General features: G+C 71.9%; 19 protein-coding genes. 10 read left to right on the top strand and 9 right to left on the bottom strand.

The window, feature by feature from the left end; translation table 11 throughout:
* Positions 1-357 precede the first annotated feature (357 nt).
* The 5 genes from AHOG_RS21985 to AHOG_RS22005 form a co-directional block, all read right to left on the bottom strand.
* Positions 358-1,383, bottom strand: a complete 1,026-nt coding sequence (locus AHOG_RS21985; RefSeq protein ID WP_169725898.1) for a DUF418 domain-containing protein — start codon at positions 1,381-1,383, stop codon at positions 358-360.
* Between the two features lie 190 nt (positions 1,384-1,573).
* Positions 1,574-2,416, bottom strand: coding sequence for an ABC transporter permease (locus AHOG_RS21990; RefSeq protein ID WP_093943036.1), 843 nt, complete (start codon positions 2,414-2,416; stop codon positions 1,574-1,576).
* Positions 2,400-3,440 carry an ABC transporter substrate-binding protein gene (locus tag AHOG_RS21995; RefSeq protein ID WP_093943037.1) on the bottom strand — a complete coding sequence of 347 codons (1,041 nt, stop codon included), beginning with the start codon at positions 3,438-3,440 and terminating at the stop codon, positions 2,400-2,402. Before AHOG_RS21995 ends, AHOG_RS21990 begins: the two co-directional genes overlap by 17 nt.
* A gap of 41 nt (positions 3,441-3,481) precedes the next feature.
* Positions 3,482-4,324 carry an ABC transporter permease gene (locus AHOG_RS22000; protein ID WP_093943038.1) on the bottom strand — a complete coding sequence of 281 codons (843 nt, stop codon included), beginning with the start codon at positions 4,322-4,324 and terminating at the stop codon, positions 3,482-3,484.
* Positions 4,321-5,118 carry an ABC transporter ATP-binding protein gene (locus tag AHOG_RS22005; RefSeq protein WP_245856380.1) on the bottom strand — a complete coding sequence of 266 codons (798 nt, stop codon included), beginning with the start codon at positions 5,116-5,118 and terminating at the stop codon, positions 4,321-4,323. Before AHOG_RS22005 ends, AHOG_RS22000 begins: the two co-directional genes overlap by 4 nt.
* A gap of 304 nt (positions 5,119-5,422) precedes the next feature.
* Here AHOG_RS22005 and AHOG_RS22010 point away from each other — a divergent pair, with 304 nt between their 5' ends.
* The 8 genes from AHOG_RS22010 to AHOG_RS22045 are packed head-to-tail and all read left to right on the top strand — an operon-like array spanning position 5,423 to position 12,655.
* Positions 5,423-6,211 carry a nucleoside phosphorylase gene (locus AHOG_RS22010; RefSeq protein ID WP_093944693.1) on the top strand — a complete coding sequence of 263 codons (789 nt, stop codon included), beginning with the start codon at positions 5,423-5,425 and terminating at the stop codon, positions 6,209-6,211.
* The gene (locus AHOG_RS22015) at positions 6,208-7,275 is read left to right on the top strand and encodes a nitronate monooxygenase (protein ID WP_245856381.1); all 1,068 of its coding nucleotides are present in this window, start codon (positions 6,208-6,210) and stop codon (positions 7,273-7,275) included. Before AHOG_RS22010 ends, AHOG_RS22015 begins: the two co-directional genes overlap by 4 nt.
* On the top strand, positions 7,272-8,075 hold the full coding sequence (locus AHOG_RS22020) for an IclR family transcriptional regulator (protein WP_093943039.1): 804 nt from the start codon (positions 7,272-7,274) through the stop codon (positions 8,073-8,075). The genes AHOG_RS22015 and AHOG_RS22020 overlap by 4 nt, the downstream gene beginning before the upstream one ends.
* On the top strand, positions 8,072-8,641 hold the full coding sequence (locus tag AHOG_RS22025) for a hypothetical protein (protein WP_157736987.1): 570 nt from the start codon (positions 8,072-8,074) through the stop codon (positions 8,639-8,641). Before AHOG_RS22020 ends, AHOG_RS22025 begins: the two co-directional genes overlap by 4 nt.
* A gap of 60 nt (positions 8,642-8,701) precedes the next feature.
* Positions 8,702-9,148, top strand: coding sequence for a hypothetical protein (locus AHOG_RS22030; protein ID WP_093943041.1), 447 nt, complete (start codon positions 8,702-8,704; stop codon positions 9,146-9,148).
* Positions 9,145-10,485 (top strand): Zn-dependent hydrolase, encoded by a 1,341-nt coding sequence (locus tag AHOG_RS22035; RefSeq protein ID WP_245856382.1) that lies wholly within the window; start codon positions 9,145-9,147, stop codon positions 10,483-10,485. Before AHOG_RS22030 ends, AHOG_RS22035 begins: the two co-directional genes overlap by 4 nt.
* Positions 10,482-11,348 (top strand): iron-sulfur cluster-binding protein, encoded by an 867-nt coding sequence (locus AHOG_RS22040; RefSeq protein WP_093943042.1) that lies wholly within the window; start codon positions 10,482-10,484, stop codon positions 11,346-11,348. Before AHOG_RS22035 ends, AHOG_RS22040 begins: the two co-directional genes overlap by 4 nt.
* Positions 11,345-12,655, top strand: a complete 1,311-nt coding sequence (locus AHOG_RS22045; RefSeq protein WP_093943043.1) for a dihydroorotase — start codon at positions 11,345-11,347, stop codon at positions 12,653-12,655. The genes AHOG_RS22040 and AHOG_RS22045 overlap by 4 nt, the downstream gene beginning before the upstream one ends.
* 388 nt (positions 12,656-13,043) lie before the next feature.
* On the opposite strand, the gene AHOG_RS22050 is transcribed toward AHOG_RS22045, so the two are convergent.
* The 3 genes from AHOG_RS22050 to AHOG_RS22060 are packed head-to-tail and all read right to left on the bottom strand — an operon-like array spanning position 13,044 to position 15,584.
* Positions 13,044-14,474, bottom strand: coding sequence for a hypothetical protein (locus tag AHOG_RS22050; RefSeq protein ID WP_093943044.1), 1,431 nt, complete (start codon positions 14,472-14,474; stop codon positions 13,044-13,046).
* A gap of 12 nt (positions 14,475-14,486) precedes the next feature.
* The gene (locus tag AHOG_RS22055; RefSeq protein WP_093943045.1) at positions 14,487-15,113 is read right to left on the bottom strand and encodes a DUF3558 domain-containing protein; all 627 of its coding nucleotides are present in this window, start codon (positions 15,111-15,113) and stop codon (positions 14,487-14,489) included.
* Between the two features lie 27 nt (positions 15,114-15,140).
* Complete coding sequence (locus AHOG_RS22060; protein WP_157736988.1) at positions 15,141-15,584, bottom strand: hypothetical protein; 444 nt, start codon at positions 15,582-15,584, stop codon at positions 15,141-15,143.
* Positions 15,585-16,150: 566 nt separating this feature from the next.
* Between AHOG_RS22060 and AHOG_RS22065 the strand changes: the two genes are divergently transcribed.
* A complete protein-coding gene (locus AHOG_RS22065) occupies positions 16,151-20,926 on the top strand; it encodes an AAA domain-containing protein (RefSeq protein WP_211290474.1) in 4,776 nt (1,591 codons plus the stop codon).
* A 186-nt stretch (positions 20,927-21,112) separates the two neighbouring features.
* Here the strand turns inward: AHOG_RS22065 and AHOG_RS22070 are convergent, their stop codons facing one another.
* Positions 21,113-21,589: a winged helix-turn-helix transcriptional regulator gene (locus tag AHOG_RS22070; RefSeq protein WP_093943048.1), complete on the bottom strand. Its 477-nt coding sequence runs from the start codon at positions 21,587-21,589 to the stop codon at positions 21,113-21,115.
* 73 nt (positions 21,590-21,662) lie between these two features.
* Between AHOG_RS22070 and AHOG_RS22075 the strand changes: the two genes are divergently transcribed.
* Entirely contained in the window at positions 21,663-22,517 is an 855-nt protein-coding gene (locus AHOG_RS22075; protein ID WP_211290475.1) for an SDR family NAD(P)-dependent oxidoreductase, read from the top strand.
* Positions 22,518-22,611: the final 94 nt, after the last annotated feature.

Here is a 22,611-nt window from a genome sequence, read left to right on the forward strand (position 1 = left end):
ACACCCGCCGTCGAGTGCGGTGCGCGAAGGCCGTGCCCGGCCGCACGTCGGCCGCCCGGCGGCGGCGCGGCCCGAGGCAGCGCCGTACCCGCGCCCCGCCGACTCGGGTCGAGCCGGCCCGCATCGGATCGCCGAGCCCCGATACCGCCACCTCCGACATCCCCGCCGACTCCGACATTTCCGGCGCCTCCCGCGAACCCGGGAGCCCGGCCGCCGCCGGCGCTCTCGGCGGCACCGAGGCCCCCGACGGCTCCCCGCCACGGCGGGGGCCCCTCCCGTGACGACCTCCCCCGCGTCTCCCCACGCCGACGGCCCCGGCGCCGACCCGGCCCGACTGCTCCCACTGGTCCAGGCCGCTCATGCCACGCGGGCGCCCGGCCGGGTGCTCGCCTCGTCGTCCCGAGCCGGCACGGCCGATCGAAGGGGCAGCCGCCGCCAGTAGGTGACGCAGCGCCAGACCCACTCCAGCGGCCCGTAGCGGAAGCGACGCAGCCACAGCGGACTCCACGCGGCCTGCACCACCAGGATGGCCGCGCCCAGCAGGGCCGCCGTGCCCCAGTCGTCGGAGCCGCGCAGGCCCAGCAGCGCGCCGAAGGTCACGAAGAGCACCGTCGCGGTGAGATAGTTGGTGAGCGCGAGCCTGCCGAGCGGCGCGAACAGCCCGGACAGCAGCGCCGCCGCCGGGGTGCGCAGCAGCAGGAGGAACAGCGCGGCGTATCCCAGGGACATCGTCAGCGAGAACACGAGGCCGAGCCGCTGGGCGACCACGGCGGGCACGACGTCCACGACCAGCCAGTAGGACGCCACCGCGATCAGCGTGAACACCGCGACCGCGCCGCCGAGGACACCGGCACGACTCGTCAGCCGTTCGATGACGTCCAGGACGGCCATGGCGTATCCCACCGCGAACAGTCCCGGCAGCAGGGCCAGTCCGCCGACGCCTGCCAGGAGCCCGGCGGCGGTCAGTATCAACCCTGTGATCAGCGAGGCCCGCGCCGTCGCGAAGCTCAGCGGCAGCAGGACCAGCAGCCCGGTGATCGCGAAGGGCAGCAGCACCTCCCCCGGCTGCAACAGGTGATGCGCCGCGCCGAGCACGGCCAGCGCCACGAGGCGACGGACCAGCAGGATGCGTGGTCGGTCGGTGCGCCGCGCCGCCGAACGGAGGAAGAGGCCGAAGCCGATGCCGAACAACAGGAAGAAGATCGGGTAGAACCGGCCTAGGACGAAGACGCGCAGTCCCTCGGGCGCGTAGGACAGGTCCGGCAGCATGTCCAGGGTCTGCGGGATGTTGATGAAGATGATCCCGCAGAGCGCGAAGCCCCGGAGCGCGTCCAGCGCGTCGATGCGGCGGCCGGGCCGCGTGGGGGCGAGCTCGTTCGGCATGGCTGACATCGTGCCGCCGCCGAACGCGGACCGCATCGCCCGTGAGTCCAGACTCCGGCCGGGACCTGCGGGGGAGAGGATCGGGGCGTCCTCTCCCTCCGCGGGAGGATCGTCCTCGGCCGCTGGACCGTTCGCCGACGACCTCGTGCCCGGCGGTCCCGAGCCGAGACGATCCGGTCGGACGCGCCGCTCAGCCGCCGAAGCGCCGGGTGAGTCTGCGCTCCAACAGCCCGACCAGTGAGTAGAGCAGCCAGCCGATCAGGCACAGCAGGATCAGACAGATCATCACGACCTGGACGTCGTCGTTGTCCTGCGCCTGCTTCTCCAGGTAGCCCAGCCCCGCCGTGGCGCCGATGAACTCGCCGATGACGGCCGCGGTGACGGCCTGAAGCACGCCGACCCGCAGACCCGCGGCGATCGCGGGGAGGCTGTAGGGCAGCTCGATGGTCAGCAGACGTCGGGCGCCGCCGATGTCGAGCACGTCGGCGAGGTCGTGCAGGGACTCCGACATGCCCCTGAGCCTGCTCACCATCGTGATCAGGATCGGATAGAAGGTCACCAGGGCGATCAGGGTGATCTTCGATCCGATGCCCAGTCCGAGCCACAGCACGATCAGCGGCGCGATGGAGATCTTCGGCGTCACCTGGACCACGACGATGACGGGCATGAGCAGCCGCTCCACCCACGCCACCCGCACGAAGAGCACGGCGATCAGGACGCCGATCACGCCGCCGATGACCACGCCCTGCAGCACCTCGGCCAGCGTCTCCAGCAGGTGGATCGCCAGGCCGCCGGTCTGCCACAGCGAGACGGTCCTCGTCAGCAGCGCGCCGGGCGTCGGAAGCATGTGATCCGGGACGCCGGAGAACGCGGCGATCAGCCACCACAGCGCGACGCCGCCCGCCAGGGAGAGGGCGCCGACGAGTATCGGCGCGGGTCCGCCGTGACGATCGGGGCGGGGGCTGCCGCCGCGGCGCGACCCGCCCGCCTGTCTCGTCACCCGGTCGTCGATCCGGTCACTTGTCGATGTCATCTGCGTTCCTCACCAGGTCGGCGGCGTCGAAGGGCTCCTCGATCAGCCCGAACTCCGCCTGCGAGTCGATGGCGGCCTGCCATCGGTCCAGATCGCCGTGACCGAAGCCGTGCTCCCTCGTCTCGTCGGACTGCCAGAGCTCGGCGACGAAGACCTCCCGGAGGACGTCGGCGATCTCGGCGTTCTGTCCCTCGAAGGTCGGCGCGTACTTCTCGATCGCCATGTCGACGGTCTCGTCGACGTTGTCGATGGTGTGCTGGATTCCGGCGTCCAGTGCCCGGGCGAAACCGCCGGCCACCCGCGGTCGCAGCGCGGCCGTCTCCGGCCCGGTGATCAGGACGTTGCCGAAGGAGGGCAGGTATTCGTCGCTGAGGATCTGCCCGACGTCCACGCCCGCCGTCCGCAGCGCGAAGTAGCGGAGTCGCGAGAAGACGATCGCGTCGACCTCGCCGTTCTGCAACGCCTGGACGATCGCCCCGGTCCCGATGGTGCGCAGCTCCACGTCGTCGAGGGTCAGGCCCTCATGAGCGAGCATCGCCTGCAACTGCGCGTAGTTGGGGCTGCCCAGGTCGGTGACCGCCACCGAGCGGCCCGCCAGGTCGGCGGGCGAGGAGATCCCGCCGGCGTTGTCGAACAGCACGGCGCCGATGCCGCGCTGATAGGTGGTGTGCACGACCGAGGTGCGGACGCCGTTCGCACGGGCCGTGATCACCGAGTCGGCGTTGGGGAAGCCGAAGTCGACGTTGCCCGCCGCGACGTTCTGCACGATGTCCGCGCCGTTGGCGTAGCTGAACTCGACGTCCAGCCCCTCGTCGGCGAAGTAGCCCTGTTCGACAGCCGCGTACAACGGGGCGTAGTAGGGCACGGCCGAGCCGTCGATCTGGATCGTGACGGCGGTCGTCTCGCCCCCGCCCGCCTGCGCGGACTCCCGCATCATCGCGGCGGGGCTGCACGCGCCGACCGTCACCACGGCGGCGACGCCGAGCGCGGCGGCGACGCGGGCGCCGAGTCGAGGAAGGTGCATCGAACGGGTCCTTTCGGCAGATCGCGAGGAGGACGGTGCGGTCATCGCCATGGCAGCGCCCGCTTCTCCCACGCCGCCACCAGGGCGAATCCGGTGAGTCCGACGATCACGGTGAGGACCACCGCCGCGAGGAGCTGAGGGGTGTCGTAGGTGCTGCGGCCCTGCACCATCAGGAAGCCCAGACCCTGCTGCGCCGAGATGTACTCGGCGAGGAAGGCGCCGGTCATGGCGTCGACGACGGCGATCCGCGCCCCGGAGAACAGGGCGGGCAGGGCGGTGGGGAGCTGCACGACGGTGAAGAACCGCCGGGGTCCGAGATCGAGCACCCGACCGAGGGCACGCTGCTCGTCGGTGACCTCACCGAGTCCCAGCATCATCGCGATCATCATCGGGAAGAAGGCCAGCAGCACGATCAGGGTGAGCTGCGAGCCCAGCCCCAGGCCGAACCAGAGCACCAGCAGCGGCGCCAAGGCGATCTTGGGCGCGGCCTGCAGGATCACCACGTAGGGCGCGAGCACCATCCGCACGGCGCGGAAGGAGCTGAGCAGCCAGCCCAGCAGTGAGCCGATGACCACGCCCGCCGTCAGGCCGATCACGATGTTGCGCAGGGTGTAGAGGAGGTGCGGCCACAGCTCCCCGCTCGTCATCAGGCCGCCGATCGAGGCCAGGACGGCGCCCGGGCCGGGCAGCAGATAGGCGGGCACGTCGGCGAGGGTGACGTAGAGCTGCCAGATGAGCAGCACGGCGGCGAGATACGCGAGGCCGACGACCACTCGGCGCGCCGGGGACCGCCTGGGCGGCGGACCGGGTCGTCGGACTCGCGTCCTGCGTCGTGGAGCCGCGGCGCGACTCCGCGCCGCGGTGTGCTGTCGGACCTCCGTCATCGCAGCTCACCTCTGAGCATCCCGACGAAGCGGGCGAACTCCGGCAGCTCACGGGTCGCCGGGGAGCGGTCGCGGTCGAGGGGGACCTGGTGCACCGCCTGGAGCCTGCCCGGCCGAGGCGACATCACCACGACGCGGTCGGCGAGGTAGGCGGCCTCCTCCACGCTGTGCGTGACGAACACGATCGTCTTCCTGGTCTCCTCCCAGATCCGCAGGATGTCGTCGTGCAGGCGGTCGCGGGTGATGGCGTCGAGCGCCCCGAAGGGCTCGTCCATCAGCAGGATCCTCGGGTCGTAGGCCAGGGCCCGCACGATGGCGACCCGCTGGCGCATGCCGCCGGACAGCTCCTTGGGGAAGGACTTCGCGAAGCCGCTGAGCCCGACCAGCTCCAGCAGGGTGGCGACGCGCTCGTCGGCCCGGTCGAGCCGTTCCTTCTGCACCTCTATGCCGAGCCGCACGTTGCCCTCGACGGTGCGCCACGGCAGCAGCGCGGGCTCCTGGAACACGAAGCCGATGTCGCGGCCGGGTCGGGGCGGCCGTTCCCAGGCGATCTCACCGTCGTAGTCGTCGTCGAGCCCGGCGATCATGCGCAGCAGCGTGGACTTGCCGCAGCCCGACGGGCCGATGATCGCGATGATCTCGCCCTCGTCGACGGTGAGGTTGACGTCGTCGAGCGCGTGCACGGTCTCGCCGTGCACGCTCGTGTAGTCCTTGCTGACGCCCCGCACCGCCAGCAGGCCACGCCCGGTGTCGGGCGACGAGGACGGTGGACTCGCAGAGGTGTCGTGCTTCACGGTGCAGCTCCAGGGGATCGTCGCAAAACCTGGTCACGAAATCGCGTTCGGTGCTGAATGAGCGTCGACGATAGGCATTGCTTCCGCGTTACGGAAGTGTTTGCCCGAAATTCGACGACACGAGCTCCACCGCAGCCTCACCCGGCATGCCCGGGGTCTCGTTTCGGTATCAGACCTGATCAGAGCGGAATGTATGCGATCCGTCACGGAGAAGAACGAGGTACTGGATGTTGACGAGCGGCCCGAAGGACCCGCAGACTGTGCGATCTGAACAATGCTCTTCCACCTCACGGAAGGATGCCTGATGGCTCGGAGCGCCGCCGATCCCTGGCTGAACGGCAGGCCCCCGCACCTCCCGATCCCCGAGGGCGAGCGACTGCCCGCGGTCTGTCTGCTGCCGGGCGACCCGGCCCGGGTGGACCGCGCCGGTGGGGTGCTCGACGACTTCCGGCTGCTCGGTCAGAACCGGGAGTTCCGGCTCGGCGTCGGCCACGTCGGCGGCGTCGGGGTCGCGGTGTGCTCGACCGGCATCGGCGGGCCCTCGACCGAGATCGCCCTCGTCGAACTCGCCAGGCTGGGCGTCGGCACCGTCATCCGGACCGGCGGCATGGGGGCTCTCGCCGCGCACATCGCGCCCGGCGACCTGTGCGTGGTGACCACGGCGGCCCGTGAAGGCGGCGCCGCCGCGTGTTACGCCGACCCCGCCACGCCCGCGCGGTCCTCGACCGACGTGAGCACGGCGCTCCGCACGGCCGCCGCCTCGAACGGGGAGGCCCCGCACGACATCGGCGTGCTCTCCTGCGACTCGTACTACGTCGGGGAGGGCAGGCCGGTCCCCGGCCTGGAGGCTCGGGCCGCCGCCCGGCTGGCCGCGATCGAGTCGCGTGCGGTGGACGGCATGGACATGGAGTGCGAGACGGTGCTCGTCGTCGGCGCCGCCCTCGGGCTCCGCGTCGGCGGCATCCTCGTGGCCCACGCCTCCCGAGCCACCGACCAGTGGCTGGAGGACTACGAGCCCGCGCAGCTGCGCATGCTGCGCGTCGCCGCGACCGCGGCGGCCGAACTCGGCCGAGCCTCCACGGAGACCCGGTGAGCGCCGCCGCGCACGCCCCGTCCGATGCCCACGACCTCGCCGGGCCACGCGGCGACGCGCGCGATCGGTTCTTCGCCGACGCCGCCGCGTACGACGTCGACATGTCGGTGACCCTCGGCTCGCTGCGGCTACGCAACCCGGTCATGCCCGCGTCGGGCTGCTTCGGACCGGAACTGGCACCGCTGGTCCCGATGCGGGAGGTGGGGGCGAGCGTCACCAAGACGGTCTTCTCGGGGCGGCGCGGCGGCAACCCGGCCCATCGACTCACCGAGACCAGCACCGGGATGATCAACAGCGTCGGCATCCCCAGCCTGGGCACCCCGACGTTCCTGCGTGACGTGCTCCCCCGGTACCGCGCGCTCGGCGCTCCGGTCGTCGTCAGCCTCGGCGGTCTGACCGTCGCGGAGTACCTGACGGTGGCCGAGGAGCTGACCGGCGCGGAGCTCGCGGAGACGGAGCCCGGAGGGACGGAGATCGCCGGGACGGCGACTACGGAGCCGCCGCGCCGGTTCGAGGCCGTCGAGGTCAACGTCTCCTGCCCGAACCTGGAGGGCGGCGGCCTGGAGATCGGGACCGATCCGGCGGCGGTCGCCGAGGTGGTCGCCGGGGTCGCGGCCCGCGTCGACGTGCCCGTGCTGGTGAAGCTGACCCCGATGGTGTCCTCGATCGAGGAGGTGGCCCATGCCGCGGCGGAGGCGGGTGCGGCCGGACTGACCGTCGCGAACTCGTTCCCCGGCATGGTCCTGGACCGCGACACCCGGCGCCCCGTGCTCGGAAACCGCGTCGGCGGCGTGTCCGGGCCCGCGGTGAAGCCGCTCGCCCTCCGCCTCGCCTGGACGGCGGCGCGGGCGGTGGACATCCCGGTCATCGGCTGCGGCGGCATCGAGACCGCCGATGACGCGCTCGACTTCCTCGCGGCGGGCGCCGCCGCCGTCCAGATCGGCACCGCGCACTTCACGAAGCCCTACATCATGGTGGAGATCATCCGTGAGCTCGCCGCCATGACCAGGGCGGCGGGCGAGACACGGCTCACCGACTACGTCCAAGGACTGGGGCGCAGATGACCGCCGACAAACCCATGCAGGTCGTCGTGAGAGCACTCGACGTGCTCACGTCACTCGCGGAATCGGATCAGGGCAGGACCCTCCAAGACCTGCACGAGGAGCTGAACATCCCGCTGGGCAGCCTGCACCGGCTGCTCGCGACCCTGCTGGACCGGTACTACGTCAGCCGATCACCCGTGAACAAGCGGTACTTCCTCGGCCCGTCCGCCCGGAAGCTGGGCGGCTTCGCCACCAGCGGCGGCAGCAGTCTGATCGCGCCGCCGCCCGCGCTGGCCGCGGCGGCCGCGGAGAGCGGCGAGACCGTCTTCGCCACGGAGATGATCGGGCGGGAACCGGTGTGCGTCGCCCTGGTGGAGGCCCGTCACCCGCTCCGGCTGTTCGTCCGCATCGGGCAGGAGATGCCGCTGCACGCGGCGGCGGCGAGCCGGTCGATCCTCGCCTTCCTGCCGGAGGACGTCGTCCGGCCCTTACTGGAGTCGACCACGCTGACGGGCTTCACCACCGACACCCCGCGCACCGTCGACGACGTGATGGCGCATCTGAAGACGGTGCGCGCCCAGGGCTACGACGTCTGCTCCGACGAGCTGGACCGGAACGTGTGGGCGGTGGCCGCCCCGGTGATCGCCGCCGATCAGACGGTCACGTCCAGCGTCACCCTGGCGGCGGCGTCCTCCCGGATGACCAGTCCGCTGGCCCGGACCCGCGCCATCGAGATCACCCTGCGTACGGCCAGGGAACTGTCGCTCGGCCTCGGCTGGTCGGACGACGAGTCACCGGTCATGGAGAGAGGACGGCCATGAGCACACCGACGACGGAGGCGCCCGCCCGCGCCCGCATGGGGCGCGACGGCCCGCGTGACTCGACCGGGCTCGACCTGATGGAACTTCGCGCCGATCTGCTCGCCACCTCCGTCACTCCGGGCGACACCCCGGAGAAGACCCTGGCACGCACCCTCGACGATCCCGGCTGGGTGGTCCGGCCGTCGCTGCTGCGGCGCGCCGCCGAGGTGCTGGCCCGCGAGCTGCCCCGTTCGGTCGACCGCCTCATCGCGCCGCGGCCCGCGGACACCGCGCTGATCACGGCCGTCTCGCTGCACACCGGGCTTCCCTTCGCGGTGCTGGGCGCCGAGGTGCAGACCGAGCCCGGCACGTCGGCGGGCGACGGCTCCACGACCGAGTCCCCCGAGGGCTCGTCGACGCCCCCCTCCGACGACCCGCCCGTCGTGCTCCTCGGAGAGGTGCACGGGCTGGAGACCGTCGCGGTGGTCGGGGCCGTCCCGTTCGAGACGCCCGCGCTGGAGCGGTGGATCGCCGATCGACGACTCGCCGTGGCACGCCGGTCGATCCTGTCGACCGAGCTGAGCTGACCACGAGAACCACCCGTAGCGCGATCGCCCCGCCGATCGCGCCGCACGAGGGAGAGAACCATGAGCAGTCCGACCCCCCGAGCCGACGTCGTGGACGCGGCACGCGAACTGATCGACCTCGGCGAGGAGCGGGCCGGCGCCACGCTGGACCTCTCCCGATCGCCCGCGGCGGCCGAACGACTGGGCCGGATCGCGGCCGACGAACTCCGCGGCCACGCCGTGGATCTCGTCGTCGCCTGGGACGACGCTCGCGATGCCGTGCTGAGCCACATCGCGGCGCGGGAACTCGGCGTGGCCCGGGTGACGGTCTACGAGGATCTCGGCCAGCTGATCGTCGCGGCGCACCGCCTTCAGGGAGCCCGGCTCGGCGTGGTGTTCACGACCGAGGACGATCGACACGACCCGGGCCCGCTCACGGCGATCACCACGAGGAGCGGCGGCGAGGTCGTCGCCACCGTGGTCGTCGTCCGCGCCGAGGAGCTGGCCGCGGCATCGGAGGAGTCGTGAGCCCCGCGGGCCCGCCCGCCACGACGGCCGTGGCGGACAGGCCGCACGGGCCCGCCCGCGGCCTGGTTCCCCGCGCCGGGCGCCTCCGCGCCGATCTGGACCACCTCGCGACGCTGACCGAGCCGGGTCCCGGCGTGACCCGACTCGCCTTCACCGAGCTGGAGCGGGCCGCTCACCGGTACGCCGCCGAGCAGCTCACGGCACTCGGCGCCCGGGTGCGCACCGACGTCGTCGGCAACACGATCGCCGAGCTGCCCGGGTCCGTCCCGGGGGCGCCCGCGATCGGCAGCGGGTCTCATCTGGACAGCGTCCCCTCGGGCGGGCGCTTCGACGGGATCGCGGGAGTGGTCGCCGCCGTGGAGGTGGCCAGACTGCTGACCGAGTCGGGCACCGAGCTCCGCCATCCCTATCGCGTGGTGGTCTTCGCCGCCGAGGAGGGCGCCCGCTTCGGGCAGGCCTGCACGGGCAGCCGGATCGTCGCCGGACTGACGGACTCGGCCGACCTCGATCGGCTCACCGATCACGAGGGGACCACGATGGCCGAGGCGATGCGCTCGGTCGGGCTGGCCCCGGATCGCGCCGCCGAGGCGCGATGGGACCCCGCCGACTGGCTGGCCTTCCTCGAACTGCACATCGAGCAGGGCAGCGTGCTGGAGTCGTCGGATCTTCCGCTGGGCGTCGTCGACGTGATCTCCGGCAGCACCCGACTGGAGATCACCCTGAGCGGGGTCGCCTCGCACACCGGCGGCACGCCGATGCATCTGCGGTCGGACGCGCTCGCCGCGGCCGCCGAGCTCGTCCTGGCGGCGGAGTCGCTGGCCTGGGACTCCCGGCATCACGGCACCAGGGCCACGGTCGGACGGCTGGAGGTGCTGCCGGGCGCGCTGACGACCATCCCCGGAACGGTCGTGCTCGGCGTGGACGTCCGCGACGTCGACAGCGCCCGTCAGCGGGCCACCGTCCGCGAGTTCCTCGACCATGCGGCGGGCGTGGCCGTCCGACGCGGCGTCGGCTTCCGGCATCGGCTGCTCGCCGACACCTCCCCCGTCGTGCTGCCCGCGGCGCTGCGCGCGCAGCTCGTCGGCGCGGCCGAGCGCAGCGGGACGGCCTACCGGGTCATGCCCAGCGGGGCCAGCCACGACAGTCAGATGGTGAACCGCGTCGTGCCCGCCGGGATGCTCTTCGTGCCGAGCCGGGACGGACTCAGCCACACGCCCGCCGAGTGGACGTCGGTGGAGCAGATCGCCGAGGGCACCGCCGTCCTCGCCGAGGCCGTCGTCGGCATGGACGCGGCCGGACGTCTCGGGCCCGAATCGGCCGCGGACGGCGGATCATGACAGGCGCCGAGACTGACCGCCGGGGAATCGCCGACCGGATCGCGCCGCTGCCGCGGTCGACGCGGCCCACACCGACCTGGGACGAGTGCGCGGTGCTCGTCCACGAGCCGGTCGGCGACACCCAGCACCGCCTCGTCCTGCACTCGCCGACCATCGCCGAACGCACCAGCGCGGGTCAGTTCGTGATGGTCACGATCCCGGCCGGGGTGGCGGCCAGGTCGGTGCTGCCCAGGCCGATGGCAGTGCACCGCAGGCGGGTCGACGACGGCGCCTTCGAGATCGTCTACCGCGCGGGCGGCGCGGGCACGCAGGCGTTGACCGCCGTGCGGCCCGGCGAGTCGCTGCTGATCACCGGCCCGCTGGGGCAGGGCTTCACCCTGGCGCCCGCGACGGAGCGACTGCTCGTGGTGGGCCGCGGCATCGGCGTCTGCTCGATCATGACGGTGGTCGAGGACGCGGTACGCGCGGCGATCGCGGTGACGGGCGTGCTCAGCGCCAGGACCGAGGCGGCGCTGGTCGGGAGCGCGGACCTGGCCGAGCTGGGTGTCGGCGAGGGGATCGCCGTGACGGACGAGGCGGGCACCAGCGACGTCGACCGCCTGGCGGCGAGACTGCGCACGCTGCTCGACGATCGCCCCCCGCAGCAGATCATGGTCTGCGGTTCCGACCGGCTCGCCCGCCTCTGCGGCGATCTGGCGAGCCGCTGGGGCGCGACGGTGCAGGTTTCCGTGGAGGCACACATGGCCTGCGGCCTGGGCTACTGCCACGGCTGCGCGAGCGCCGCGGCCACGACCGAGGGCGAGAGCCCGCTCGTCTGCGCCGACGGCCCGGTGTTCGCCCTGACCGGCGGGGGACGGACATGACGAGTCTGCGACTGCGCCGAGTCCGGCCGTTGGGCGGCCCCGCCGTGGACGTCGAGGTCACCTCGGGGTGGATCACCGCGATCGGGGAGCCCGCGACGGGCCCGCCGCGGGCGGGCGAGCTCGACGGTCGGGACGCGGTGCTGCTGCCCGGGCTGGTCGACCTGCACACCCATCTGCGGGAGCCGGGCGGCGAGGACGCCGAGACCGTCCGCTCCGGCACGGCGTCGGCGGCGGCGGGCGGATTCACCGACGTGTTCGCCATGGCCAACACCACGCCGGCCACCGACACGGTCGATCGAGTCCGACGGCTCGCCGACCTCGCCGACGACGCCTCGACGCGGGTGCACCCGGTCGCCGCCGTGACCGTCGGGCTGGCGGGCGAGCGGCTCACCGATCTGGAGTCGCTGCGGGCCGCGGGCGTGCGGATGTTCTCCGACGACGGTCGCTGCGTCGACGACGCGCGGCTCGTCGACCAAGCCCTGCGCCTGCTCGGCCCGGCGGGCGGCGTCCTCGCCCAGCACGCCCAGAGCGAGGCGCTGGCGGGCGGCGGTCAGATCGACGCGAGCATCGCGGACGCGCTCGGACTGACGCCGTGGCCGATGGTCGCCGAGGACGTCGTGGTGGCCAGGGACGTCCTGCTGGCGATGGAACACGACGCGCCGCTGCACGTCTGCCACGTCTCGTCCCCCGGAACCCTCGCGGTCTTGGACTGGGCCCGGCGGCGCGGCGCGCGGGTCACCGCCGAGGTGACGCCCCACCATCTGCTGCTCGACACCGCCGCCTGCGCCACCGGCGACCCCTCGATGAAGGTCAATCCGCCGCTGCGCCCGCCTGCCGTGCCGCCGCTGCTGCGTCAGGCGCTTCGCGACGGCGTCATCGACGTCGTCGCCACCGATCACGCGCCGCACCCCGAGCACCGCAAGCGGGGCCCGTGGGCGGCGGCGGCATTCGGGCTGACCGGCCTGGAGACGGCGTTGGCCGTGGTCGCGGAGGTGTTCACCGACGGGTCGACGGTGGACTGGACGGGCGTCGCCCGGGTGCTGTCCCACCGGCCCGCCGTCATCGGCGACATCGCCGACCGGGCGGGCCGTCCGCCCGCGGTCGGGGAACCGGCGGACTTCTGTCTGGTCGCCTCGGACACGCCGTGGGAGGTGCGGGCCGACGAGACGCGCAGCGCCTCGCGGAACTCTCCGTTCGTCGGCCGCCGCTTCACGCATCGGGTGGTCTTGACGGTCTGTTCCGGGCGGGTCACCTGGTCGGCCGACGACCCGCACCGCGAGGTCTCGGCCGTCCGGAGCGGACGCTAGGCCGGGTTCGGAGTCTCGGCGGGGTGTCGGCGGAGCCGTGTTCGCCTCCGACTCGCGAGGCCGCGACGCGGGCACCGGGGCGCCGACGCCGTGCGGCCGACGCGCTCGAAGGGGCGGCGTCCTCGATGTCCCACCGGCCGCCGGCCGAGCCGGACCGGCGCGCGGAGCGGAGACGGCCTTCGAGGGGCGGCTCTTCTCTCGCACGCTGAAGGCGAACCACCGGGCGGCTATGGGCGGCGGCTCGTAGCCCCCGCCTGCCACGGTCACCGCCTCAGGTCTCGGGGCGCCGGGCACGAGTCGTCACCCGGCGCCCGTCCGACACTTCGCGGCGACGGCACCCGATCGTCATCGCCGCACGGACACCATCGTCGCGGCGTGGCTCGCAGGCTCAGGCGCCGAAGACCGGCGGGGCCACCTTGCGGTCGTCGCCGAACACATCGGCGTCCTCCAACAGGAAGTCCGCGCGCTGGTGCTCCCTGTCCTCCTCCCCGTCACCGCCACGACCGCCCGCGCCGCCACCCGCCACGCCCGCACCGCCTGCCGCACCGCCGGCTGCCGGGCCGAACCCGCCGCCGGGCAGTCGGCCTCCCGAGGGACCGGCCGACCCGCCGGGGGCACCGGGCCCGGCTGGACCGCCGGGCCCGAAGCCGCCACCAGGGCCGAAACCGCCACCAGGCCCGAAGCCGCCGCTGGGGCCGAAGCCGCCCGGCATCCGTCCGCCGTGGAGACCACCGGGCATCCTGCCGCCAGGGCCGCCTCCCGAACCGAAGCCCGAACCGCCGCCGGGGCCGAAGCCGCCAGGCCGACCGCCAGGGGGCCCTGCGGTGCCGGGTCCACCCGCTCGTCCGCCACCGGGAACTCCAGGACCGCCGAACCCGCCGCCGGGAGCGAACCCGCCTTGACCAGGTTGGGGTCCGCCGGGTGCGTAGCCACCGGGTTGGGGAGTGCCGCCGCCGGGGACGCTCGGGCTGCCACCGGGTGCGTTCGCATCCGTGCCGATCCCCGGCGCGGGCGCGGGCCCGTATCCGCCGGGCCGTGAGCCGCCGCCGGAACCACCGGGCCCGGAACCGGAACCGCCGGAGCCGTCGGAACCGGAACCGGAAGCGCCCCCGGAACCGCCGGGACCATCGGGGCCAGCAGGGAACGCATGGCTCGGCGGCGTCCAGCCGCCACCCGGCCCGCCGTCGTCCCCACCACCCTCGGGGGAGCCCGGTTTCAGCGACGGATCGCCGCTCGCCAGTGGAGTCGCGATCGCACCACTGCCCAAGGCGTAGTCGGCGGGTGGCGGCGGAGCGAAGGCCGGGATGCTCCGCAGGCGCGCGTTGGACTCGTCCTGATAGGCGGACATGGCCTGGCGCGCGACCCGGTTCTCCTCCTCGTAGACGTCGACCCGATCGGAGTGCCCTGTCCATCCGGAGGGAAGGAGATTCTCGAAACCCTCCTTGGCGGGCGGTCCGGCAGCGGGATTCTCCGGAGTGTCCCAACGGACGGTCCGATGGGAGAGGCCTTGCACCGAGACGGTGCTGCCGATCGCCAATGCCTGTTCCCTGGCCTGTCGGGCGTACTCGGCGAGCGGCGTGACCGCGGCCTGCGAGGCGTCGGCGGCCGCACCGACGTGGGCGGCGGCCGCCTTCTTGATCGCCGTGTCGAGGTACTCCCCGATCCGATCGAAGTCGGCGGCGACATCGCTCCACTGACGGAACGCCTCGTTGAAATCGCCACCATATCCCTCAGCGTCAAGCTGCGCGCGCAGCTGGTGCGCGGTTCTGCCCTCGAAGTTCGCGTTCGTCGTCTCCAGACACTCCGTATTTCCATTCACAATTTGCCACCTTCACGCTTCCGGAATTCCCGGGACCACAGCCTCAGCCAAGCGAACTGCTTGTTCGCAGGGATTCGTAGTGTCTGGCTGATCGAGCCCCCGCGACGAACGAAGCGCCAGGTATTGATCATCAGAAAGTCCGATGAATATCCCACAGTATCCTTCGCCCCACACGGCGCGCGTCGCCTGCAATGCGGGATGGCCGGCGATCTCGAACTCTCGAAAGTCGGCATACTCATCACGCTGACCATAGATGTTCGACAAGCCGCCGCTGATGTCATTTACCTCCACACTGACACCGGCGGTCCGATCTTCTTCGGCAGCCCAGACACAGGCCTCAATGGGTCCACCGCTGTCCGGCACCCCTTCCGGATCGAAGCCGGCAGCGACGGCGACATCGTGCGGAACCAGCTCACAGATCTCCAGTGTCGTCGCATCCTTCGGATCGACGACCGAGGGAACCGCCGGGTCATCGCCTGCCGGTGGACTCGGCACACCAGTATCACCTGCGGGTTCGGCTCCAGTCGACGGATGTGCGTCATCGGGCGATGCCCGCCCGTCGATCTCAGCACTACACGCGGCCGACACCAGGAAAACCAAGGCTGCACCAACCAGGACTCGACCAACGCTGGTCTTCATTCATCTTCCATTCACGGGTAGTGTCGATCATATTGCCGTTGCGCCGCCTGGACTGCGCTGACCGTTTCGCTCGGCTTGGCGCTCCCAATAGTCCACGACCTGGGGCAGCTCAGCAGCTGGAAGATCGTAGTCGGGAAGCTGGTTGACGTCTTCAAGATGCAGGTAGTCCGCCAACATCCGCTTGAACTTGTCTCGCGTCTCTCCGATGGCATCGACCAGTTCGCGCTGAGTTTTCGCCAGAGACCCGATCGATTCGTCGATCGCGATGCGGTTGAGTTGCACCGCCGCATTGATGCTCACTTCGTCGGATCCATTACCTGGTCTGATCTCCATGAGCCGGCTCACCCGGTTCCGCAGACTCTGCGCCGCCAGATACGCCTCTTCCAGGTCCGCTATCGCCTGGGGCAGCTTCTCCGGATCGAGCTCATAGGCATCCGCCACGTCCATCCCCCTGCTGTCGACGGGTCCCACCCCTCCAACTTTACGCTGTGCCACAGCGTAGCCACTGAGTGCACAGCCGTCTGTGGATCGAGCGAGTGATCCCCAGAACGCAACGAAGATCACTCTCCCTTTCGTCCGGACACCCGCGCCAGAGCCGCGATCAACCGGTCGCGACGCCGCGACCGACCGTACGACGGGCTCCCACGGCCTCACCATGACGAGCCCGACGACACGGCCAGGTCGAGCACTGGTTCACCAGCCGGCGACAGGCGGCCGCGTCAGGGGCCGCCGACGGTGGTCCGATCGCCGCAGACGACCGGCACCCGATGAGACCTGATCACCGTCGTCGTGGGAGCAGGCGACGATCGCGAAGGCACCGCCACCGCCCGCCGAGCGCCGGGCGATCCAGGCAGCCCTCTACCATCGCAGCCGACCCTTGACCAGCTCGTAGCACCTGCGTGATCATTGTTCCGCCGAACGGGTGACCGCCGACCGGCAGGCCCGGCCCTGTCTCTCTCGACGATCGTCCGCCGGCCCGGCTCACCGAGCAGTCCGCGCCCATCGCGATCGGCTCACGGCTTTCGAGGATGACCTCATTGCTCAATCGACGGAACGACCCTGCCCTGCGCGACAAGGTCTCCCGGCTGATGGCCTTCATGCGTCGTCTCTCCATCGCCCGATCCCAGCCCGTTCGCCACGTCGATCGTCATCCGAGGCTGCTGTGGCTGGAGCAGATCCGCGCCGTGGACGGTATCGCCGTCGCCGCCGACGCCGGACCGGGCGGGGTGCTGCTCCGGGTGCCCAACGCTCCACAGCAGCCGGAGCCGCCGACACCCGACGACCTGCAGGGCTGGGTGGACCGACCCGCTCAGTCCGGGCTGATGCCCGCGGAGCCGACGCTGCACGCCCAGGGACACCCGCCGGGCTCGACCGCCGCCGTGCCGATCTCGCAGGCGCCGGACGTCCCCTTGAGCTTCGTGAAGTGGCTGGAACGCACCTGGCGGCCGTGGGCGGGCCGGGAGACGATCCGACAGCTCCACATTAGACTGTTCGCGCTGCACCAGCTGAGCAGCGACCAGCCGGAGTCCGTCGAGCTGGTGCTCGCGGGCGGCCTGCTCCATCTGCCGGGCGTGGACGACGAGCCACCGCTGCACATCCACCTGCTCAGTCAGCCGGTTCGCATCGAACGCGACCAGGAGACCGGCGACCTGCTGTGCATGCTCGACCTCGAGGCGCCGGTGCGGCTGGAGGCCGATGAGGTCCTGCACGGCGAGCGGTGGTTCGACCAGACCGCCGATCCGGTGCTGCGGCATCAGCTCGTCTCGGGTGTCGGCTCGATCCTCGATCCGGCGCTGCCCGAGTTCCTTCGATCCTGGGCGCGGCAGGCCGCTCAGATCGACGTGGCCGTGTCCGAGAGCTGGGAGCCGCCCACCGGCCAGGCTCCGCTGCTGTCGTTGGCACCCGCGCTGTTGGCACGCAGGCGTGGCGCGTTCGCGCTTCAGGAGTACTACCACCGCATCACCCAGGCGATAGACGACCCGGCGACGCCGATCCCCCTGGGTCTGGCGCAGTTGATCGAGCCGATCGAGACCGAGGACCGGGTGACGTGGTTCGGCGAATCCGCCGCACCGGTGTCCGATCCCGTCGAGGAGCCGCTGTTCCCGCTGCCCGCCAACGCCGAGCAGCGCAAGATCATCGACTGCCTTTCCCGGGACGACGGCGTGGTGGTGGAGGGGCCGCCCGGCACAGGGAAGACGCACACCATCGCCAACCTGGTGAGCGCGCTGCTCGCCAGGGGTCAGCGGGTTCTGGTCACCAGTGAGAAGAACCAGGCGCTGCGGGTGCTGCGGGACAAGCTGCCGCCGGAGATCCAGGATCTCTGTGTCGCCCTGACCGGTGACACCGCGCGCGGCGACGCCGCCTTCGACCGCAGTGTCAACACCATCGCCGGGCGCAAGAGCGACCACGATCCGCAGGAGTCCGCCCGCGAGATCGAGGAGCTGACCTTCCTCCGTGAGGCGTTACGTCGACACCGCGGCGAGCTGCTCGAACAGATCCGTGCGCTGCGCGAGTCCGAACTCTTCGACCATCCCGAGGTGGCGCCGGGCTATCGGGGGACGCCCGCGGCCATCGCCAGGGCGCTGGCCGGCGACCCCGAGCGGGTGCGCTGGGTGCCGGGCCCCGCGGAGGGGCCGCCGCCGTTGAGCACCGGTGAGCTCCGAGAGCTGATCGACCTGATGGCGGGGGCCGACGCGAGCCGGGAGTCGCGCCGCACCCAGCAGTTCCCGCCCGCGGACATGCTGCCCGCCGACGCGCGGGTGGCCGAGCTGTCCGACCTGATCGAGATCGGCCGAGCCGCCAAGGCGGGCGAGGCCGGGGCGCTGGTCGAGACACTCGGCACCCTCGACGACGATCGGCTCGACCGACTCGGCCCGGTCTGTCAGCGGGTCATGGACGCCTGGGCGGAGCTGGACCGGCTGCCCGCCGACCGCGAATGGGCGCTGGAGCAGGTCGACCCGCTGCTCAGCGGAACCTCCCTGCACGGCTGGCAGCGGGCAGCCGAGCGGCTGGCACTGGTCGAGAAGGCGGAGGAGGCCGAGCGCAGGCTCGACTTCGTGCCCGTGCACGTCGCCGACGGCGTCGACCCGTTCGTCGCGGGACCGGCCTTCGAACGCTGGGCGGAGCATCTCGGCGCGGGCAACCGTCCCAAGCGGCTGCTGCGCAGCACCGAGCAGCGGACCGTCGAGCAGTACGCCGAGTCGGTCCTGGTCAAGGGCGTACCGGTGTCCGACGCACGTACCGCGGGCATCGCCGCCGCCTACCTGCGGCTGTTGGCGATCGTGCAGGAGATCACCGCGGCGTTCGTCCCCATCGGACTCGCGGTCGTCGTGCCCGCCGAGCCCGGCGCCGCCGTGCAGCGGCTGCTGCACCTGCGTACCGCCTGTCTGCGGCTGAGCGCGCTGCTGAGCGCGAGGAACGACCTCATCGACCTGCTGAGCGGCATCCCGGTCGTCCGACGCCCCCGGCTGGACACCCTCGCCGGGGTTCGACGGACCTGCGACACGGTGCTGGCGGTGGCCGAGCACCGACGCGGGGCGGCCGCGCGACAGGAGCTGGACGAGGCGGTGGAGCGGCTCGCGGCGGCCGTCCCCGCCGAGCAGCGCCCACCGGAGCTGACCATGCTGGGTCGGGCGCTCGCCGACGTCGACGCCGAGGGTTACGCCGCCGCCCGGCGCGCGCTGTCGGCGGCCAGGGAGCAACAGGCCGCGCAACTCCGCTGCGACCAGCTGTCCCATCGGCTGCGGGACTCCGCCCCCGTGCTCTTCACCCGGCTGCGCGACACGCCCCGCGATCCCGCCTGGACCGACCGGCTGTCGAGCTGGGACCACGCCTGGGCTCGGGCGTGCGCGCGGAGCTGGATCGACCGGCAGACCGCCCCAGGCCGAGAGACCGAGTTGGAGAACGGGCTCACCGCCACCGACCAGGACCTCGCCCTGGTGACCACCCGACTGGTCGCCGCCCGGGCCTGGCAGGCGTGTCTGGGCCGGATGACCGAGCAGCAGGCACAGGCGCTGCGGTCGTACCGCTCGGCGATGGGCAGCGTGGGCCGGGGAACCGGCCGGTACGCCGAGCGGTATCGCCAGTCGGCACGGGAGGCCATGCGGATCTCCCAGGCCGCCGTGCCCGCCTGGGTGATGCCGATCCGTCAGATCCTGGACTCGGTGCCCCCGCGGCCGGACTCCTTCGACGTGGTGATCATCGACGAGGCGAGCCAGGTGAGCATCACCAGCCTCTTCCTACTGTGGCTGGCACCCCGGGTGATCGTGGTCGGCGACGACCGGCAGTGCACGCCGTCGGAGGTGAGCAGCGGCGCGTTGGACGCGGTCTTCGAACGGCTGGACGCCGAACTGCCGGATCTTCCGCACTACCTTCGGACGGAGTTCACCCCGCGCTCCAGTGCGTTCTCCCTGTTGCGGACCCGTTTCAGCCAGGTCATCCGGCTGCGGGAGCACTTCCGTTCGATGCCCGAGATCGTCGACTGGTCGTCGAACGAGTTCTATCAGGACGCCCCGTTGGAGCCGGTACGACAGTTCGGCGCCGATCGGCTGCCGCCGCTGCGGTCCACCCATGTCGACGGCGGGCAGGTGGAGGGCATCGGCCAACGCCTGGTGAACCGGCCGGAGGCCGAGGCCGTCGTGAACTCGGTGGTGGCCTGTCTGGCCGATCCGGCCTACGCGGGGCGAACCTTCGGCGTCATCGCGTTGCAGGGTCAGGCGCAGGCCGAGCTGATCAACACGATGCTGTTGGACCGGGTCGACGCGGAGGACTTCGAGGAACGGCAGCTGCGGGTGGGCACGCCGCCGGACTTCCAGGGCGACGAGCGGCATGTCGTCTGGCTGTCGATGGTGGTCGCCCCGGAACAGCGCTTCAAGGCGCTGACCCGCCGGGAGTTCCAGCAGCGCTTCAACGTGGCCGCGACGCGGGCCCAGGATCAGCTCTGGCTGTTCCACTCGGTCACCGCGGAACGCCTGCGCGGGGTCGATCTGCGACGTTCCCTGCTGACCTACGTCGAGTCGACGGGCTCGGTGCCGCTGCGGGAGATGATCGACGATGTCGATCGGGTCGATCGGCACCGCGCCTTCGACTCGCTGTTCGAGCAGCGGGTGTACCTGGACATCGCGGCGAGGGGCTTCCACGTCACCCCGCAGGTGGAGAGCAACGGCAGGCGGATCGACCTCGTCGTGACCGGTCGTTCGGGGCGGCTCGCCGTGGAGTGCGACGGCGACGCCTTCCCGTCGACGCCGGAGCAGCGGCGTTCCGACCTGCACCGCGAGCAGGAGCTGAAGCGCTGCGGCTGGCGGTTCTGGCGGGTGCGGGAGTCCCACTATCACCTGGACCCGGTGGTCGCCCTGCAACCGTTGTGGGCGTTGCTGGAGCGGTTGGGGATCACCCCGTTCCGGTCGGGGGACGGCGTCGGGGCGAGCGCCGTATCGGACACCGGCGCGAGCGCCGCATCGGACACCGGCGCGAGCGCCGCATCGAATCCGCACGCAGGCGCCGAATCCGGTCCCGCCGACGCCGTTCCGCCGGACGCGACCGCCTCCGGCTCCGGCCCCGACGCCGAACCGGACTCCTCCGCTCGCTGGGACGCCGAGACGACGTCCCAACACGGAGCCGGCGGCGCGCAGAAGCCCACGTCTGGCATGGGGCCGAGGACGCGAACCGGTCCTGGTGGCACCACGTGGCGACGAGTCCGCGAGCGAGACGAGCCGGACGACGTCGGCGTCTGGGAGACCGAGATCGACGAGCCGCCTCGGATCGTGGAGGGACAGGTCGTGGACAGCAGGGTGGTCGGGGTCGTCGAGACCTGAGCCCCGCTCCTCGCCTGTGCACGGCTGTCACCTGAGCACCGCGCCAGCACCGGGCGTCGTCGCGGCGGAGGCAACGGCCGGGCCGCCGAACCACCCGGCCGCCCGGCTCGCACACGCCCGCCCGCAGCGGAGCGGGCCGGGACCACCGGGGCTGCCCGGGACACGGCACCGTCCCCCCGCCCGCCGCTACTCGCCGTCGACGTCGAGACGACGGGCGGCGGCGATCTCGCCCCCGTGCTGGAAGGCCCAGTCCGCCAGCGCCGACAGCGGGACGAGCAGGGTCCGGCCCAACGGGGTGAGGCTGTACTCGACGCTCGGCGGCACCGTCGGGGTGACCTCACGATGTACCAGCCCGTCCTGGGCGAGCATCCGCAGCGTCCGGGTCAGCATCCGTTGGCTGATGCCGTCGATGGCACGGTGCAGCTCGTTGAACCGGCGAGGTCGATCGCCGAGCAGGACGATGACGAGGACGCTCCACTTCTCGCCGATCCGCCGCAGCACGTCGCCGACCGGACAGACGTCGGCGTCCACCCGAGTCACCGGGACCGTCAGCCCGCCGACCCACGGCAGCGGCGCGCCGCCCGTCGATCCGACCGGCCCTTCCGTCTGCGCTGCGGGCACCGAATGCCCCGGAGCAGGCACATCAGTGTGCGTAACGGACATGAGACTGCCTTCTTCCCTGATCGGCGCCGGCTGCTGATGATGCGATCACAGCAGAATCTTTCAGGAGGATCTCGTGGTCGCACCAACCGGCAAGACCGTCGTCATCAGCGGAGGCACCGATGGGATGGGCCGGGCCATCGCCCTGAACCGGCTCCGGCGCGGGGACGCCGTGGTGGTGCTGGGCAGCAACGCGGCGAAGGGCCTTGCTCTCGCGGAGACCGCGGGCCGCGATGCGGATCGGCTGGACTTCATCAAGGCCGACCTGAGTCTGATCGCCGAGAACCGACGCGTCCTGGCGACCATCGGCGAACGGTATCGGCGAGTCGACGCGCTGGTCCTGTGCGCGAACCGGCAGAGCCCGAAGCGCAAGGAGACCGCCGAGGGGCTGGAGTTCGTGTTCGCCCTCTACTATCTGAGCCGCCATCTGCTCGTCCATGGTCTGCGTGAGCAGTTCGAGCAGGCCCCCGATCCGGTGATCATCAGCATCGCGGGAGTCGGGATGAAGGCAGGCTCGATCAACTGGACTGACCTGCAGCACACCGCGAGGTACAGCCCGGTCAAGGCTCAGTTGCAGGCAGGCCGCGCCAACGATCTGCTGGGCGTCTCCTTCGCCGAGCAGGCCGAGAGCCGCGCACGCTTCGTCCTGTTCCACCCCGGCTTCACCCGCAGTGGGGACGTCTCGGTGCTGGGGCCGGTGACCAGGACGGCCGTCCGGGTGCTCTCCGCCGTCGCCGCCCGGTCCGTCGACAAGGCGATCGCCCCGGCGCTGAGCATCCTGGACCAGCCGCCCACCGCGCCGCTCACCGCACGTGACCGGGACAAGACGCTGCCGCTGACCCTGCCGACTCTCGATCCGGAGCGCGCCCGCAGGCTGGCGGCGCGCACCGAGGAGCTGCTCGCCGAGCACGCGCGTCCGGGCAGGCCCTGACGCGTCGCTCCGCCGTCTCAGGGTCACGGTCAGGGACACTCCCCGTGGCATGCGGTTCGATTCGCCAGCACAATAGTCGAGATCGAACAATCTG

Origin of the sequence: Actinoalloteichus hoggarensis, from assembly GCF_002234535.1 — a bacterium.
GTDB lineage: Bacteria > Actinomycetota > Actinomycetes > Mycobacteriales > Pseudonocardiaceae > Actinoalloteichus_A > Actinoalloteichus_A hoggarensis.

Coding starts and splice junctions, on each gene's coding strand:
- AHOG_RS21985 (WP_169725898.1), bottom strand. CDS start 1,383: ATGCCGAACGAGCTCGCCCCCACGCGGCCCGGCCGCCGCATCGACGCG.
- AHOG_RS21990 (WP_093943036.1), bottom strand. CDS start 2,416: ATGACATCGACAAGTGACCGGATCGACGACCGGGTGACGAGACAGGCG.
- AHOG_RS21995 (WP_093943037.1), bottom strand. CDS start 3,440: ATGCACCTTCCTCGACTCGGCGCCCGCGTCGCCGCCGCGCTCGGCGTC.
- AHOG_RS22000 (WP_093943038.1), bottom strand. CDS start 4,324: ATGACGGAGGTCCGACAGCACACCGCGGCGCGGAGTCGCGCCGCGGCT.
- AHOG_RS22010 (WP_093944693.1), top strand. CDS start 5,423: ATGGCTCGGAGCGCCGCCGATCCCTGGCTGAACGGCAGGCCCCCGCAC.
- AHOG_RS22020 (WP_093943039.1), top strand. CDS start 7,272: ATGACCGCCGACAAACCCATGCAGGTCGTCGTGAGAGCACTCGACGTG.
- AHOG_RS22025 (WP_157736987.1), top strand. CDS start 8,072: ATGAGCACACCGACGACGGAGGCGCCCGCCCGCGCCCGCATGGGGCGC.
- AHOG_RS22030 (WP_093943041.1), top strand. CDS start 8,702: ATGAGCAGTCCGACCCCCCGAGCCGACGTCGTGGACGCGGCACGCGAA.
- AHOG_RS22040 (WP_093943042.1), top strand. CDS start 10,482: ATGACAGGCGCCGAGACTGACCGCCGGGGAATCGCCGACCGGATCGCG.
- AHOG_RS22045 (WP_093943043.1), top strand. CDS start 11,345: ATGACGAGTCTGCGACTGCGCCGAGTCCGGCCGTTGGGCGGCCCCGCC.
- AHOG_RS22055 (WP_093943045.1), bottom strand. CDS start 15,113: ATGAAGACCAGCGTTGGTCGAGTCCTGGTTGGTGCAGCCTTGGTTTTC.
- AHOG_RS22070 (WP_093943048.1), bottom strand. CDS start 21,589: ATGTCCGTTACGCACACTGATGTGCCTGCTCCGGGGCATTCGGTGCCC.